This is a genomic window from Pseudomonas sp. BT-42-2 (assembly GCF_025847435.2).
Lineage (GTDB): Bacteria > Pseudomonadota > Gammaproteobacteria > Pseudomonadales > Pseudomonadaceae > Aquipseudomonas > Aquipseudomonas urmiensis.
Genome location: NZ_JAOYTM010000001.1, coordinates 184,102 through 200,105 on the forward strand (window position 1 = coordinate 184,102; position 16,004 = coordinate 200,105).

At 64.4% G+C, this 16,004-nt stretch carries 12 protein-coding genes; 7 read left to right on the plus strand and 5 right to left on the minus strand.

All coding sequences use genetic code 11. From position 1 onward, the window contains the following. Window positions 1-3: 3 nt before the first annotated feature. The 3 genes from OIU19_RS00875 to OIU19_RS00885 are packed head-to-tail and all read left to right on the plus strand — an operon-like array spanning window position 4 to window position 3,695. Window positions 4-1,737 (plus strand): ABC transporter ATP-binding protein, encoded by a 1,734-nt coding sequence (locus OIU19_RS00875; protein ID WP_264232656.1) that lies wholly within the window; start codon window positions 4-6, stop codon window positions 1,735-1,737. After that, window positions 1,727-2,404 (plus strand): S8 family serine peptidase, encoded by a 678-nt coding sequence (locus OIU19_RS00880; protein ID WP_264232658.1) that lies wholly within the window; start codon window positions 1,727-1,729, stop codon window positions 2,402-2,404. Before OIU19_RS00875 ends, OIU19_RS00880 begins: the two co-directional genes overlap by 11 nt. Further along, a complete protein-coding gene (locus tag OIU19_RS00885) occupies window positions 2,397-3,695 on the plus strand; it encodes an NAD(P)/FAD-dependent oxidoreductase (RefSeq protein WP_264232660.1) in 1,299 nt (432 codons plus the stop codon). The genes OIU19_RS00880 and OIU19_RS00885 overlap by 8 nt, the downstream gene beginning before the upstream one ends. Window positions 3,696-3,727: 32 nt before the next feature. Here the strand turns inward: OIU19_RS00885 and OIU19_RS00890 are convergent, their stop codons facing one another. From OIU19_RS00890 to OIU19_RS00910, 5 genes are all read right to left on the minus strand, one after another. Further along, a complete protein-coding gene (locus OIU19_RS00890) occupies window positions 3,728-5,170 on the minus strand; it encodes a hypothetical protein (protein WP_264232661.1) in 1,443 nt (480 codons plus the stop codon). 72 nt (window positions 5,171-5,242) lie between these two features. Continuing rightward, complete coding sequence (locus OIU19_RS00895; protein WP_264232663.1) at window positions 5,243-6,391, minus strand: iron-containing alcohol dehydrogenase; 1,149 nt, start codon at window positions 6,389-6,391, stop codon at window positions 5,243-5,245. Between the two features lie 183 nt (window positions 6,392-6,574). Next, complete coding sequence (locus OIU19_RS00900) at window positions 6,575-7,948, minus strand: sigma-54-dependent Fis family transcriptional regulator (protein ID WP_186554368.1); 1,374 nt, start codon at window positions 7,946-7,948, stop codon at window positions 6,575-6,577. Window positions 7,949-8,022: 74 nt separating this feature from the next. Then, window positions 8,023-9,342, minus strand: a complete 1,320-nt coding sequence (locus OIU19_RS00905) for an alginate export family protein (RefSeq protein ID WP_264232665.1) — start codon at window positions 9,340-9,342, stop codon at window positions 8,023-8,025. A gap of 129 nt (window positions 9,343-9,471) precedes the next feature. Then, the gene (locus OIU19_RS00910; RefSeq protein ID WP_264232667.1) at window positions 9,472-10,965 is read right to left on the minus strand and encodes an aldehyde dehydrogenase; all 1,494 of its coding nucleotides are present in this window, start codon (window positions 10,963-10,965) and stop codon (window positions 9,472-9,474) included. A 449-nt stretch (window positions 10,966-11,414) separates the two neighbouring features. Between OIU19_RS00910 and peaA the strand changes: the two genes are divergently transcribed. From peaA to peaD, 4 genes are read left to right on the plus strand one after another with little or no spacing between them, the layout of a single operon-like run. Continuing rightward, the gene (peaA, locus tag OIU19_RS00915) at window positions 11,415-12,980 is read left to right on the plus strand and encodes a quinohemoprotein amine dehydrogenase subunit alpha (protein WP_264232669.1); all 1,566 of its coding nucleotides are present in this window, start codon (window positions 11,415-11,417) and stop codon (window positions 12,978-12,980) included. 46 nt (window positions 12,981-13,026) lie between these two features. Further along, complete coding sequence (peaB, locus tag OIU19_RS00920; protein WP_264232670.1) at window positions 13,027-14,457, plus strand: quinohemoprotein amine dehydrogenase maturation protein; 1,431 nt, start codon at window positions 13,027-13,029, stop codon at window positions 14,455-14,457. A gap of 1 nt (window position 14,458) precedes the next feature. Beyond that, on the plus strand, window positions 14,459-14,782 hold the full coding sequence (gene qhpC / locus OIU19_RS00925) for a quinohemoprotein amine dehydrogenase subunit gamma (RefSeq protein ID WP_186554372.1): 324 nt from the start codon (window positions 14,459-14,461) through the stop codon (window positions 14,780-14,782). Between the two features lie 32 nt (window positions 14,783-14,814). Beyond that, window positions 14,815-15,939 (plus strand): quinohemoprotein amine dehydrogenase subunit beta, encoded by a 1,125-nt coding sequence (peaD, locus tag OIU19_RS00930; protein ID WP_264232672.1) that lies wholly within the window; start codon window positions 14,815-14,817, stop codon window positions 15,937-15,939. Window positions 15,940-16,004 lie beyond the last annotated feature (65 nt).

The window sequence follows — 16,004 nt, forward strand, 5'->3', positions numbered from 1 at the left end:
GCCATGGGCGGGTTATTTTCCAGGCTGATCGAAACCGGCGATCCGCTGCTGATGCGCCAGGCACTGGCCTGGCTGTATGGCTTTGTCCGCCCCCAGCGCAAGGCGATTGCCGTGCTGCTAGGGTTGTCCCTGAGCGCCTCGCTGTTGGCATTGGCCCAGCCCTGGCTGGTCAAGACCCTGATCGATGAAGGCCTGCTGGCGCGCGATTACCAGACCTTGTGGCACATGGCGGCGATCATGATCGTCGCCGGCCTGCTCGGCACCGTGCTGGCCGGGGTCAATCGCTACCTGCACACGCGCCTGTCGGGGCGCATCCTGTTCGCCTTGCGCGACGACCTCTATCGGCACCTGCAGCAGTTGTCGCCGACCTTCTATGGCCGCCGACGTACCGGCGATATCCTGTCGCGGCTGGACGGCGATGTCGCCGAGATCCAGCGCTTTGCCGTGGATTCGCTGTTCTCGGCGGTGTCCAGCGTGATTGGCCTGATCGGCGCGGTCACGCTGATGCTGATGCTGTCTTGGCAGCTGTCGTTGCTGCTGGCGTTGTTGATCCCGATCGAGGTGCTGTGGCTGCGCTGGATGCGGCGCAAGGTCGAGCGTGAAGTGCGCAGCCTGCGTGAGCGTTCGGCGGATGTCTCGTCGTTTCTGGTCGAAACCTTGCCGGCAATGAAATTCATCCAGGCCTCAGGCCAACAGGCCCGCGAGGCCGGGCGGCTGGACCAGCTTGGCCAGGGGTATATGGGCCAGTTGCTCAAGGTGCAGGTCACCGAGTTCTTTACCCAGGCTGTGCCTGGCACGCTGACGTCGTGGTGTCGCGCCTGTGCGTTTCTGATCGGCGGCTGGTGGGTGATCCAGGGCACCTGGCAACTGGGGGCGTTGATCGCGTTTTCGACTTACATGGGCATGGCGGTCGGGCCGGTGCAGAGCCTGCTGGGTCTGTACGTGGCAATCCAGCGCATGGCGGTGAGCCTGGGGCGGGTGATGGAACTGCGCCAGGAGCCGGTGGCCGTGCGCGAGGCGCCAGTGCCGCGACCGATGCCGCAAGGGCCGGGCGAGCTGCGCCTGGAACGCGTGCAGTTCGCCCATGCCGGGCGCCAGGGTGCGGTAATGCGGGAGGTCGACGTGGTCATCCCAGGCGGGCTCAAGGTGGCCATCAGTGGTGCCTCCGGGGTCGGCAAGTCAACGCTGATCGACCTCTTGCAACGCTTCTACGACCCCGATGCCGGACGCATTCTGCTCGATGGCGCTGACCTGCGCGAACTGGACCTGGGCGCGCTGCGCCGCCGTATCGCGGTGGTCAGCCAGGACATCGTGCTGTTTCGCGGCACCCTGGCGCAGAACCTGGCTTACAGCGCCCCCGAGGCCAGCCGCGCCCAACTTGAACAGGTGGTGCAGTTGACCCAGCTGGACAGCCTGGTGCAAAGCCTGCCGCTGGGCCTCGATGGCCTGCTGGGCGAGCGTGGCCAACAGCTTTCTGGTGGGCAAAAGCAACGCATCGCCATTGCCCGGGCAGTGCTCCAGGAACCGGCCATTCTGGTGCTCGATGAAGCCACCTCGGCGGTGGACGAAGCCACCGAGCGTGAGGTGATCGCCGCCATCGACCAGCTATTCGCCGGGCGGACGCGGATTCTGATCAGCCACCGTGCCTCGACCTTGGCCGATGCCCAGTTGCGTTTGCATTTGCATGAAGGGCAATTGCAGGTGTTGCCGCTGGAGACGGCTGGCCATGGGCGCTGAGCTGCGGGTCGGGGTGATCGACAGCGGCTGTTCGCCCGACCAGGCGGCAGGCTTGCTCGGCGCGCGCAGGTTCTGGCTGGACGACGGCGTGCTGCGCGAGGGAGAGGCGTTAGCCGATCAATTGGGCCACGGCACTGCCGTGCTGGCGCGGCTGCGCCGTGAAGCGAGCCGGGTGCCGGTGCTGATGGCCCAGGTGTTTCAGCAGCACGGCAGCACCAGTGCGCTACAGGTGGCTGCGGCGCTGCTGTGGCTGGTCGAGCAGGGGGTCAGTGTGGTCAACCTCAGCCTCGGACTGCACCAGGACCGGCCGGTGCTGCGCCAGGCCTGCGCCGAGGCCCAGTCGGCGGGGGTGCTGTTGTGCGCCTCCAGCCCCGCCCAGGGTATGCCGGTGTATCCGGCCAGTTATCCGGGGGTTATCCGTATCACCGGGGATGCCCGCTGCGCTGCCGGGCAATGGTCGTGGTTGAACAGCGCCCAGGCTGACTTTGGCGGGCATATGGGCGGCCAGGGTTCGGCAGGTGCGAGCATGGCGTGTGCAGCGTTGACCGGGCGGATTGCCGCGATGCTGCGCGATCAGCCGCAGATGGACGCCCAGCAGGCGCTGGACCGGTTGCGCCGCCACGCAGCGTTTATTGGCCCGGAGCGCCGAGGTGTCGTGGATGCCTGAAACAGCGATCCTGATCCTCGGCGCAGGCCCCGCTGGCGCCGCCTGCGCAATGGGCCTGCGCCGGCTGGGCTACCCGGTTACGCTGGTGTCCGACTGGCGCCGCTTCGCCGCCGTAGAAGGCGTCTCGCAGCGGGTGCTGGATGCGCTGCGCCATGCCGGGCTCGGTGGCGCGCTGGGCCAAGCGGCAATGCCGGCCACCCGTCATGTGCGCTGGAACGGTGAGCAGTTGCAGCTTAACCAGGAGTTCTTGCTCGATCGCCAGCGCTTCGACGCGGCCTTGCGCGATGAACTGCGCCGCGCCGGGGTGGTGCTGGTCGAAGGTCGGGTGCGCGAGGTGCAGCGCGAGCACGGCTACCAGGTGAAGCTGGACCACGGCCCAGTGGTGCAGGGTGAGTTTTTGGTCGAGGCACGTGGCCGCCAGGCACCGCTGTCGAGCGATCGGCTGCGCGGCCCGGAGACCGTCAGTTTGCTCAACCTCTGGCAGGCGGCCCCAGGCCCGCCAGCCTCGGCGGTGGAAAGCCTGGACGATGGCTGGGCGTGGATGGCGCGCTTGGCCGACGGCCGCTGCTACTGGCAGATCACTCTGGACGCCGGCGCTGCCGGCCTGCCCGGCAAGGCACAGTTGCCCGGGTACTGCGCCGACCGGCGCAGGCAGTCGGCCTTGGTCCGCGAACTGTTCGACCCGCAGGCCCTGCAACCCGCCCCAGTCCACGCACGTAGCAGCACAGCGATCCTCGCTGGGGACTGTGCGGGCAGCGACTGGGTGCGGGTGGGGGATGCGGCCATGGCGGTTGACCCATTGTCGGGCAATGGGATTTTCCAGTCATTGTCCTCGGCATTGCAGGCGCCGGTGGTGATCAACACCCTGCTGCGCATGCCTGAACGAGCGGCGCTGGCACGGCAATTTCATCAGCAGCGGATCGAGCAACTGTTCCTGCGTTTTGCCCGGATGGGGCGCGATTTCTACCGTCAGGAGCAGCGCCTGGCCGGCCAGCCATTCTGGCGCAACCGCCAGGACTGGCCGGATGAGCAGCCGATGCATGGAGCGGCGCAGTGGAGCGCAGTGCGTATCGAGCGTCGGCCGGTGCTGCGCGATGGTTGGGTCGATCAAGCCGAAGTGGTGGTGACAGCTGATCAGCCGCTGGGCATCTGGCATTTGCAGGGCATCGAGCTGGCGCCGTTGGTGGCCAAGCTGCAGGCGGGCGCAGCTATCGAAGACGTGTTGAGTGGCCGAGCGACGGATCAGCAGGGCATGCTGCGTCGCTGGTTGGCAGAGCAGGGTTATCGCTGAAAGTGGGCTGCATGGCAGCCCACTGAGCCAGGTCAGTCCGTTACTGCTTGTGCTTCTACTCGTTTGACAGCGGCAGCCGGTTGCACGCCAGGTTCGGCGTTACCCCCTACAGCCTTCACATCCTTGGCGAAGGTGCCGTCCACCTCACCCTTGAAGAAGTTCTTGCCGTAGATCAGCAGGCACAGCACTACACCAATGCCGAACGCCCAGCTGGCGCCCTTGATCGCCAGCACTGCACCGATCACCCCGGCGATCCCCAGGTCACGCTGGCTGCGCGCTTCGAGGATGCCCAGGCGCACACTGACATAGCCCTGGATCAGCAGGGTCAGCGATAGCGCGACACCCAGGATCGGCTGCACCAAGGTCACCACCGGCAGCAGCAACAAGCCCGTATTGGTGCCCCAGCGGAACGAGCCGACCCCGCCGATGATCGACTGCATCGCCTTCGGCCCGCCTTTGAAGCGCTCGATGACCACCACCAGCATGGCCGCCCATTTCGGCCCGCACATGGCCACGTCCGGGCCAAAGATGCTCATGAACGCATTGCGTGCGCCGAAGATCAGGTGCGCGCGGTCGGCGTTATAGTCGACCACCTCATCGGTGCGCACGGTCTCGGCCTCATCGAGCAGCGATTTGGCACTGAGCACGTCGCCAAACACGATGATGTACGCCGCGAGCATGGTCGGCAGGGCCGAGATGAACATCGACAGCGGTGGCATGCCCAGGCCGAACACGGTGTAGTTGTTCCACAGGCCGGCGAAATCCGGCGTGCTGATGCCCCACTGGATGGTCGGCCAGGGCGCCTCGCCGAACAGCGGCGCAATCACTACCGCCAACAGGATGATCGGCAAGATGCCGAGCTTGGCGAAGTTCCACCAGAAGCGGTTGCGTTGCTTGAGCTGGTTGAAGTGCTGGGAAAAGATCAGGTAGAAGGCGATGCCCACGGCAATCGAGATGGTCCACGGCAGGACGTTGAACTTGCCACCGACCTGGAATACCGCGATCACCGCACTCAAGCCCGCGCCGACGATGATCCCCGACTTGATCGCCGAAGGTACGTACTCGACCACCTTCTTGGCCATCCCGGTCGCGCCCAGGGCTATCGAGAACGCGCCGAGCATCAACTGGAAGGCAATCAGCGCATGCACCCGCTCCGGGCCTTCGGGAAATTGCGCGCAGTAGGCCATCAGCAGCGGCACCGCCGGGGTGATCCAGCCCGGTACCGTCGGGTCGCCGAGCAAATGGTGGGTGAGGTAGAGCAGGCCGTTGAGCATCACTACTGCCAGCGCCACTTCAAAGGGCATGCCCAGCAGCTCGGTCATCAGCGGAATGGCGGCCAGGTCCACCGCACACATCAGCAAGCCTTGCAGGTAGTCCGGCAGCTCGATGCGGTAGTGAATGAACGGTAAGCGGACCTTGAACGGGCCCAGCGGGATGTACGGGCTTTCGCCCCGCGGCTCAGCAGGAGTGGTCATTGGGTGCACCTGTTTTATTGATTTTGTAATGGCAGACGCCACAGCCGCTTGGCTGGGCGTCGGGTTCGCTAATCAGTAGGCTGCGCGGTAGATCTGCTCGATATCGGCGGCGCTCAGCTGGCGCGGGTTGTTGCGCATCAAACGGTCGATCTTGCTGGCCTCTTCGGCCATCGCCGGGATAGCGTCGGCAGGCACGTTGAAGCTGCGCAGGCCCGAGGGGATATCCACCGCCGCGCACAGCTCGGCCATGGCCTGAACCGCCTGATCGGCGGCTTGCTTGTCGCTCAGTTCGGCCACGCGCACGCCCATGGCGGCGGCGATGTCGCGCAGGCGCTCGACGCAGGCCAGTTTGTTCCAGGCCATCACGTAGGGCAGGAGCAAGGCGTTGCTGACGCCGTGGGCGATGTTGAAGCGACCGCCCAGCGGATAGGCCAGCGCATGCACCGCGCCAACCCCTGCGTTACCAAATGCCATGCCGGCCATCAGGCTGGCGGTGGCCATGTCCTCGCGCGCTTGCAGGTTGGCCGGATTGGCGTAGGCCTTGGGCAGCGCTTTGGCGATCAGCTTGATAGCGCCCAGGGCGATGGCGTCGGTAATCGGCGAAGCGTTGACCGACAGGTACGACTCGATCGCATGCACCAGCGCATCGACACCGCTGGCAGCGGTCACGCTGCGCGGGCAGGTCAGGGTCATGCTCGGGCTGACCAGGGCCACGTCAGGCAGCAGGTAGTCGCTGACGATGCCTTTCTTGAGCTGTGCTTGCTTGTCGGAAAAAATCGCCACATTGGTCACTTCCGAGCCGGTGCCGGCCGTGGTCGGGATGGCGATCAACGGCGGGCCTTTGCGCGTGACTAGGTCAACCCCGAACAATTCAGCCAGCGGCCCTGCATGCCCGGCGAACGCTGCGACGCCTTTGGCGATATCGATTGCGCTGCCGCCGCCCAGGCCAATCACGCCATCGTGGCCGCCCTCACGGTAGGCGCGGGTGCAGGCCTCGACGATGGCGATTTCCGGTTCGGGTTGGACTTGATCGAAAATGCCATAGGGGCGGGCGCCGAGCTGCGCCAAGGCGAGGTCGACGGTGCCGGACTTGAGCAGGATGGTGTCGGTGACGATCAGCGGGTTGCCAACCTTGAGGCGGGTCAGCTCAGCGGCCAGTTGTTCGATGGCCGCGGGGCCTGTGATCAATTTGTTGGCGATCTTGAAGGCAGAAATGCTCATTAGGCGCGTCCTGTGTGCATTGTTGTAGTGGAAGACGTGCCAGAGCAGATAGCGAAAGCTGTGCCAAGATGCGCCAAGCCCCGTTCGGTGCGGCTTGGCGGGGCAGGCGTGGGGTTTTACCGGCTGTGCACGGGGCGCTGGCGATTAGCTTTTTGATCGCTATCGCCGGGGATGATTGAAATCCTAATCAGAGCGCTCCCAGCGCTTCATCTTCTGCACCACGGTCGCCTGGCTCACGCCCAGCGCCTTGGCGGCCAGGCGGGTGGTCTTGTGGGTCTGTAGCGCGGCACGGATCGCAGCACGCTCGGCGTTTTCCAGCACCTTGCGCAGCGGCAGGCGGCTGTCGTCGGTGTTCTGCCGACTGAGGTCGAGGATCTCCTCGGGCAGGTCCAGCGCTTCGATGGTGCCGCTTTGGTTGGTCACCACCAGGCGCTCGACGATGTTGATCAATTCGCGGATGTTGCCCGGCCAGGCGTACTCGCACAAAAGATCCAGTGCCGCCAGGCTCCATTGCACCTGGCGCTGGTAGCGGCTGTTGAAGCTGTCGAGGTAGTAATGCAGCAGCGGCGGGATTTCTTCACTGCGCTCGCGCAGCGCCGGGATAGTGATCGGCACCACGTTGAGGCGGTAGTACAGGTCGGCGCGAAAGCGGCCTTCGGCCACCAATTGCTTGAGGTCGTGATGGCTGGCGCTGATGATGCGCACATCGACTTCCTTGAGCTCCAGGCCGCCCACCGGGATAAAGCGGTTTTCTTCGATGACCTTGAGCAGCTTGACCTGCACCGGCAGCGGCAGATCGCCGATTTCATCGAGGAACAAGGTGCCGTTGTGGGCCAACTCCAGCAGGCCGCGCTTGCCCTTGGGGCCAGCGCCGGTGAAGGCGCCGGGTGCATAGCCGAACAGCTCGGCCTCGATCAGGTTCTCCGGCAGGGCGCCGCAGTTAAGCGCCAGGAATGGCTCGCCGGCACGCCCGCTGGCGTTGTGAATGAACTGCGCGACCAGGGTCTTGCCGACCCCGGTTTCACCCTGTAGCAAGACCTTGACCGTGCTGTCGGCAACTTGTCGGGCCAAGGCGAAGACTCGCCCGGACACCTCCTGGTCGGCCATCAGCGGCGAGTGCAACAGGCTGTCGCGCTGGCCTGCATGCAATTTCGCGGTGCTGTGGCGCAATTGCTTGAGCTGCTGCAGCTCATCGCGCTCATGCTTCATGCGCAGCAGTTCGGTCATGTCGCGCACGGTGCTCACGACGTAGGAGATTCGGTGCTCGGCATCGAGAATCGGTGTGGCGCTGACCAGCAGCTTCTTGCCTTTGCTCAGGCTTTGCATCACCGACACCGGTCGGCCTTCCTGCAACACCCGCAGGGATGCCGATTGGGAAATGATGCCCTCCTTGACCAGCTCCTGCATCAGCCGGCCGATCAGGTCGGCGCTGCTCAGGCCGGTCAGACGCTCATAGGCCTGGTTGACCTTGAGCGTCTTGCCGTCGCCATCGGTGATGTACACGCCGTCATGCAAAGCGTTGAGCAGTTCTTCGAAACTGGCGTCGTTGACGTTCACCGCAGGCTCCAGGTGGGGTTGAGAAGCGCTGCAGTTTAAACGCTTGGGCCACCCATGCGCAGTCTGCAATGGTCCTAGAAGAACGTCCCGACCAGCAGTTGCAGATAGGTGCCGCCATCCCGGCTGCCCATCTGCACGCCGCCGTTGTCGGCGCTGCGCTCAGGCGTGTAGTAGCCCACCAGCGGGCTGATCAGGATGTGCTCGGTGACCATCCACTCGACATACAGATCCAGCTCGCGCCCGCCCAGGTTGCCCTGGTCGGTAGCGAGCGTATCGAAGTCGAAATACAGCGCGCCGACGCTCAGGTTGTCGCGCGGCTTGGCTTTCAAGCCCAGGTGATGCACTTGGCTGTTGCTGTTGAACGGCCCGGCATAGTTGGCCGCCACCTCGCCCTGGAACCAGGTGCCATAGCCACGGCTCAGGCCATAGAACAGCGGGTCGAAGTCTTGCGAGAAGCGGCTGTAGCGGTAGGTGGCGGTCGGCGACCAGGGCAGCGCGGAGAAGGTCCAGTTGCCCTCCAGGTACCAGGCGTCTTCGCGCCTGCCGCTGCGGTCCTGGGTGACGTACTCGGCGGCCAGCTGCAGATCCTTGACCCCGAGGCTGCCGCGCCCGCGCAGGCTCACGGTGTCCATGCCATCGCGGTGCTCCAGGCCCATGATCTGCGCGTAGCGCTGGTCGACATCCAACCCGCGGATCCAGCTCAGCCCGACCGTGCCTGCATCGGAGACATGCTCAAGGTTGCTCACCGCCAGCGAGGTGTCGGCTTGGTAATGGTTGTCGGACTTGAGCCACATCAGGTCGCCACGCCAGCCCTGGCTGCCGCCAATGCGCAGCACCGCAGTGCGGTCGAAAGCCTTGCGCGCGGCCAGGTAGTAGGCGCCGCCGCGGTTGAAGTTGGCGCCCAGGTCGACTTTGCCGAGGTTGACCGGGTCGCCCTGGATCAGAAAACCGTCGCCTAGGGTCAGCAATTGGCGGCCAGCGGAAATATCCACGCCGTCTTCGCCCAGGGCCGGGAAGAGGCTGCCTGAGCGCCAGCCGAGGTAGGCGTCTTCGATGGCGGTGCGGCGCTCATCGCCCAAGGTCAGGCCGGCCGCATCGCCGTCGCCCCAGGTCGCCGAGCTGACCAGGTTGAAGGCGCCGTACAGGCTGCCGCTGCCGGCCAGGGCCTGGCTGGCGCTGAGGCCGTACTTGACGTAGCCCTCGCGCCAGGCGCTGCTGCCGGGTTGGCGGTTGCCGGCCTGGTTGAAGCTTTCGTCGCTGTGGAACACGCCGAACAGGGCTTCGAGGTCGGCGTTCAGTACCGTGCCGTCCTGGTTGTACAGCTCATGGGCGTGGGCGGTGTGCAGGGCGAGGGCGGTGAGGGCGGTGATTGCCAGGCGAGGGATGCGGGCCATCTTGGATGTTCCTTATTATTGTGTTGGTGTATTTCTTGTTCCGGCCTCATCGCGGGGCAAGCCCGCTCCCACGGGAATCACCACGCTGCGGCTTGCCCCGCGATGAGGCCGGAACTGATCAAAGAACACTCAAAGCTTGATCAACACCGACTTGAGCTCGGTGTAATGCTCGATCGCCGCCGCGCCCATCTCCCGGCCGACGCCCGACATCTTGTAGCCACCAAACGGCAGCGCCGGATCCAGCGCACTGTGGCAGTTGACCCAGACCGAGCCCGACTTGATTCGTGGGATCATCCGGTGCACCGCGCCCAGGTCGTTGGACCAGATGCTGGCGCCCAGGCCATACGGGTTGTCGTTGGCCATACGCACGACGTCATCGATGTCATCGAACGGCATGGCCACCAGCACTGGGCCGAAGATCTCCTCTTGCACCAGGCGATGGCGCTGGTCGACATCGACGATCACGGTCGGCTTGACGAAGTAGCCCGGGCCGAAACCTTCGCCGCCGCAGGCGATGGTGGCGCCCAGTTCACGCCCCAGATCGATGTAGCCAGTGACCCGATCCTGCTGCTTGGCCGAGATCAACGGGCCCATCTGCACCGCAGGGTCCAGGCCACTGCCCAGCTTCATGCCGTTGGCAATGCCGGCGATATCGGCCACCACATTGTCGAAGTGCTTGCGGTGCACATACAGCCGTGAGCCGGCGCAGCACACCTGGCCCTGGTTGAAGAAGATCGCCATGGCCGCACCCGCTGCGGCGTCCTGCAGGTTGGCATCGGGCATGACGATGGTCGGCGACTTGCCGCCCAACTCCAGGGTTACCCGGGTCATGTTGTCCATCGCCGCCTTGCCGATCAGCTTGCCGACTTCGGTCGAACCGGTGAAGGTCAGCTTGTCTACCCCAGGGTGGCTGCTCAGCGCGGCGCCGGCATTCAGGCCGGTGCCCGTGACGACGTTGAGCACGCCCGCTGGATAGCCTGCTTCATCGACCAGTTCAGCGAGTTTCAGCGCGGTCAGCGGGGTTTCGTCAGCGGGCTTGAGCACCAGGGTGCAGCCTGTCGCCAGGGCAGGGCCGAGCTTCCAGCAGGCCAGCAGCAGGGGGAAGTTCCAGGCCACGATCGCACCGACCACACCCACCGCCTCGCGCCGGACGAAGCCATGGAACTGCTCGTCCGGCATCAATGGCATCGATGGCTCGACCGTGCTGCCTTCAAGCTTGGTCGCCCAACCGGCCATGTAGCGCAAGAAGTCGATGGCCAATTGCACATCCATGACCTTGGCCACTGCCGCGCTCTTGCCGTTGTTCAGGCATTCGAGCTCGGCGAGGATCTGCGCGTCGCGCTCCATCAAATCGGCCAGGCGCCACAGCAGGTTCTGCCGCTCACGCGGGCGCACCCGGCTCCACGGCGAATCATCGAAGGCTCGGCGCGCGGCGGCGACGGCGCGGTCGACGTCTTGCGGGTCGGCCGAGGGCACCTCGCCCAGGACTGCGCCGGTGGCCGGGTTGCGGAAGGTCATGGTGCGGCCGCTGGCAGCGTCTTGCCAGTCGGCGCCAATGCGCATCTTCAGCTTGCGTTCGAGAAAGGCGCGGGTGGCGGGGAGGATGGGCAGATCACAAAGCATGGGGCTGTGCCTCTTGTCATTGAATGGTCAGAGGCGCTTGCGCAATGGCCGTGCCAAGGGCTGTAGATCGAGCTAAGCCTTTGAACCACCTGATGTTTGTCCTGGCGCACAGATGCCATTGCAGGGGCGCGCTGTTGCACATTGAGACGGCGTGAGACGGGGGTGAAACAGCACGTCGCTGTCGACCTGGGTGGAACAGCTCGTGTTTATCTGGGGAAGCTGGCCAAGCCTGCGATTATGGCTGTCTCAAGGTGAAACACTCAGTCGCGAAATGGGACGTTCCGACCCGCAGGCTATCCGCGGCAATCGTCCACCCGAACTAGCCAAGCAGTTGAAATCAAACAGCTTTGGCAAGGCTGGCACACTTCCTGTATTGCAACTGTCACATGCACCTGCAGTACCCAGGCGTGCACAAAAACGATAAGAAACGACACCGTGGAGGTCTGACTTTGAAGACGACTCGACTCCGGCGGCATGCGGGCAAACTGGCGCTGGTCGCCGCCGCACTGCTGGGCACCCAGGCCATGGCGGCCGAGCAGGGCCCGAGCCTGTTGCAAACCAAGTGCATGGGGTGTCACATCCCCGAAGGCAATGACGCCTACAGCCGCATCAGCCACCAGCGCAAGACCCCGGAAGGCTGGTTGATGAGCATCGGCCGCATGCAGGTCATGCATGGCTTGCAGATCAGCGATGATGACCGCCGCACCCTGGTCAAGTACCTGGCCGACAAACAGGGCCTGGCGCCTAGCGAAACCGAAGGCGTGCGTTACGCCATGGAGCGCCGGCTCAATACTGTCGAGCAGTTCGATGACCCGCTCAGCCAGATGTGCGGCCGATGTCACTCCGGCGCCCGGGTCGCCTTGCAGCGCCGTCCGGCGCAGGAGTGGGAACATCTGGTCAACTTCCACCTCGGCCAGTGGCCGTCCCTGGAGTACCAGGCCCAGGCGCGTGACCGCGACTGGCTGGACATCGCCCTCAAGCAAATGGTGCCGGACCTGGCCAAGCGCTTCCCCCTCGACAACCCAGCCTGGAGCCAGTGGCAGCAGGCCAAGCCCAAGGCTGATGCGTTGGCCGGGCAATGGGCGTTTGGCGGGCACATGCTGGCCAAGGGCGATGTGCGCGGGGTAATGAGCGTTAGCGCAGGCGAGGGCGACACCTTCAAGGTCGAGGTCAAGGGCAGCTATGCCGACGGCACGCCGTTCAACGGCAGCGGTGAGGCAATCCTCTACAACGGCTACGAGTGGCGCGGCAACGTCAAGATCGGCGAGGCCACCTTGCGCCAGGTGTTCGCCGCGCTCGATGGCGAGATGAAGGGCCGCATGTACGAAGCCGAGCATGATGAGCGTGGCCTGGACTTCACCGCGGTGAAGGAGGGCAAGGCACGCCTGCTGGCGGTGCAGCCGGCGTTCATCAAGGCCGGCGCTGAAAGCGAGATCACCCTGGTCGGCAGCGGCCTGAGTGGCAAGCCGGACCTCGGCGCTGGGGTCGAGGTGAGCGAGGTGCTCGAGTCGAGCGCAACCCTGGTCCGGGTCAAGGCGCGCGCCGCCAAGGACGCCGCCGCAGGCACCCGCGAGGTCGCCGTTGGCGCGCTCAAAGGTGTGACCCTGGCGGTCTACGACAAGGTCGAGCAGGTCAAGGTAGTGCCGGCATTCTCCATCGCCCGGATTGGCGAGAATGGCGGCTCCACGCCCAAGGTCCAGGGTCGCTTCGAAGCTGAAGCCTGGGGCAAGGATGCCAGTGGCCAGCCACTGCGCATCGGCTACCTGCCGGCGACGTGGAAGGTCGAGCCGTTCAACGAGCGGGCAATAGAGGATGAGGACGTCAAGTTCGCCGGTGCCATGCAGCCAGACGGTGTGTTCATGCCGGCCGGTGCCGGGCCCAACCCTGAGCGCAAGATGATGACCAACAACGCCGGCAACCTGAAGGTCATCGCCCAGCTCGAAGACGGCGGCCAGCAGGGCGAAGGCCACCTGATCGTCACCGTGCAGCGTTGGAACAACCCGCCTTTGCCATAAGGGCGAGCAACGCGCGTCACTAACGGATCGATTACTGGAGGTCGCCATGGGCGCACAATTGAATCTGGTCGAACGCAACCTGCATGAAGTGCAGGTCGATGCCGACCGCATGCTCTTTCACATCCCCAGCAGTTCGCTGTTCAGCACCGATGCAGTCACCGGCGGGATCATCGACAGCTTGCGTCAACAAGGCTGCTCGGCTGAAGAACTGGTGCAGCGCCTGAGCCTGCAGTTCAGCGGCCAGGACATCGAAGACACCCTGCGCGAGCTGATCGCCCTGGAAGTGGTCAGCGATGGCTCGCCGCTCACCCCGGAAATCGCCCTCAAGCGGATCGAGCGCACCGCGCTGAACACCGTGGTGCTGAACGTCAACACCGGCTGTAACCTGAGCTGCACCTATTGCTACAAGGAAGACTTGGACAAGCCTTCGGCGGGCAAGAAAATGAGCACTGCCACCGCCGAGGCCTCGGTGGAAATGCTGCTCAAGGAGTCACCCAATGAAACCCGCTACAGCGTGGTGTTCTTCGGCGGCGAGCCACTGTCCAATCGGCCTCTGATCGAGCACATGGTCGCCTACTGCGAACAGCGTTTCGCCGAGGCTGGCAAAGAGGTGGAGTTCATCATGACCACCAATGCCACGCTGCTCACCGAAGAGATCGTCGACTGGCTCAACGCCCACCGCTTCGGCTTGTCGATCAGCATCGACGGGCCGAAGACCGTGCACGACCGCAATCGCATCACCGTTGGCGGGCAGGGCACCTATGACGTGGTGCGGCGCAAGGCCGACATGCTGCTCTCGCGCTACACCAGCCGCCCGGTCGGCGCCCGGGTGACGCTGACCCGGGGCATCACCGACGTCGAGACCATCTGGAATCACCTGTTCAACGAGATGGGCTTTGCCGAGGTGGGGTTTGCCCCGGTCACCTCTGGCGACATGGCCGACTTCAACCTGACTGGCGAGGAACTGGTGCAAGTGTTCGCCAACATGAAAGCGCTCGGTCGGCGCTATCTTGAGGCTGCCCTGGAACACCGCAGTATTGGCTTTTCCAACCTGCACCAGCTGATCACCGACATCCATGAAGGCCACAAGAAGGCGCTGCCGTGTGGCGCCGGGCTGAAGATGCTGGCGGTCGATCACCAGGGAGAGTTGAACCTCTGCCACCGCTTCACCGGCTCCAGCCTGCCGACCTTCGGCAATGTCCATCAGGGCGTCAAACAGGCGCAGCTCAACGACTTCCTGTCCCAGCGCCTGGACCGCAGCAACACCGGCTGCGACGACTGCCGGATCCGTAACCTGTGCTCGGGCGGCTGTTACCACGAGAGCTACGCACGCTACGGCGACCCCACCCATCCGACCTATCACTACTGCGAACTGATGCGCGACTGGGTCGACTTTGGCATCGAAGTCTACAGCCGCATCATGGCCGTCAACCCGGCCTTCATCGATCGCTACATCACTCCGCGCAAGGCACATTGATATGAAGCACTTGAAGGCAATGAACAACAAGGCGCGCATCCTTGAACAAGCCGCCGCCGAGGACCGGGTCGAAGAAGTCATGGCCATGAGCGCGGTAGCGGGTTGCACCGCGACTACCGACCCGGGGTGGGAAGTCGACGCCTTCGGCGGCGTCAGCTCGCTGTGCCAGCCGATGGAAGCCGACTTGTATGGCTGCTCCGATCCTTGCTGGTGGCCGGCCCAGGTGCCGGACATGATGAGCACCTACCAGGACTGGAACGCCCAGGCGAGCAACTCGCAGGACGACTGGCGCAACCTGGGCACCGTGTTCCCGAAAGACAAGTGACCGGCCCGACAAGAACGACAAGGGGAAACCGCATGAAACCTGGATTCTGCGCACAGTTCGCGCTCACCGTCGCCGCCTGTGCCGGCGCCTGGACCTCGGCGCAGGCCGCTGAAGCCGGCACTGCGCTGACGCCTGGCCACGAGTACATGATCGTCACCAACTATCCGAACAACCTGCACGTGGTGGATGTGGCCAACGACAGCGTATTCAAGTCGTGCCGCATGCCGGACGCGTTCGGCCCGGGCACCGCGATGATGGCGCCGGACAACCGCACCGCCTATGTGCTGAACAACCACTACGCCGATATCTACGGCATTGACCTGGACAGCTGCAAAACCATCTTCCACGCCAACTTGTCCAGCGTCCCTGGCGAAATCGGCAAGGCCATGTACTCGTTCGCCATCAGCCCGGACGGCAAGGAGGTCTATGCCACGGTCAACCCAAGCCAGCGGCTGAACGATCATTACGTGGTCAAGCCGCCGCGCCTGGAAGTGTTCAATACCGCCGACGGCCTCAACGCCAAGCCGGTCCGCAGCTTCCCCATGCCGCGCCAGGTTTACCTGATGCGCGCCGCCGACGATGGCAGCCTGTTCGTCGCCGGGCCCGACATCTACAAGCTGGATGTCAGCAATGGCAAGTACGAGGTGGCGTTGCCGCTACGCAACTGGAACCGCCCCGGCTACAGCGCGCCGGACGTGCTGTACTTCTGGCCGCACCAGACGGCCCGGCACGAGTTCTCGATGCTGTACACCATCGCCAAGTTCAAGGACGACAAGCAAGACCCCGCCACCGCCGATTTGTTGTATGGCTACCTGAGCGTGGACCTCAAGACCGGCAAGACCCACACCCAGGAATTTGCCGACCTGACCGAGCTGTACTTCACTGGACTGCGCTCGCCCAAAGATCCCAACCAGATGTATGGCGTGCTCAATCGGCTGGCGCGCTACGACATCAAGGAGCGCAAGCTGATCAAGGCGGCGAATCTGGACCACACTTATTACTGTGTGGCGTTCAACCGCAGCGGCAGCAAGCTGTACCTGGGCGGGACGTTCAACGATCTGGCGGTGTTCGATCCCGATACGCTGGAGAAAGTCGGCAATATAAAGCTGCCGGGTGGCGACATGTCGACCACCACGCCGCAGGTGTTCGTCAGGTAGTTGTGGGTTGCTTGTGCCTTCCCCATCGCGGGGCAAGCCCGCTCCCACGCAGCCAAGATACCCGC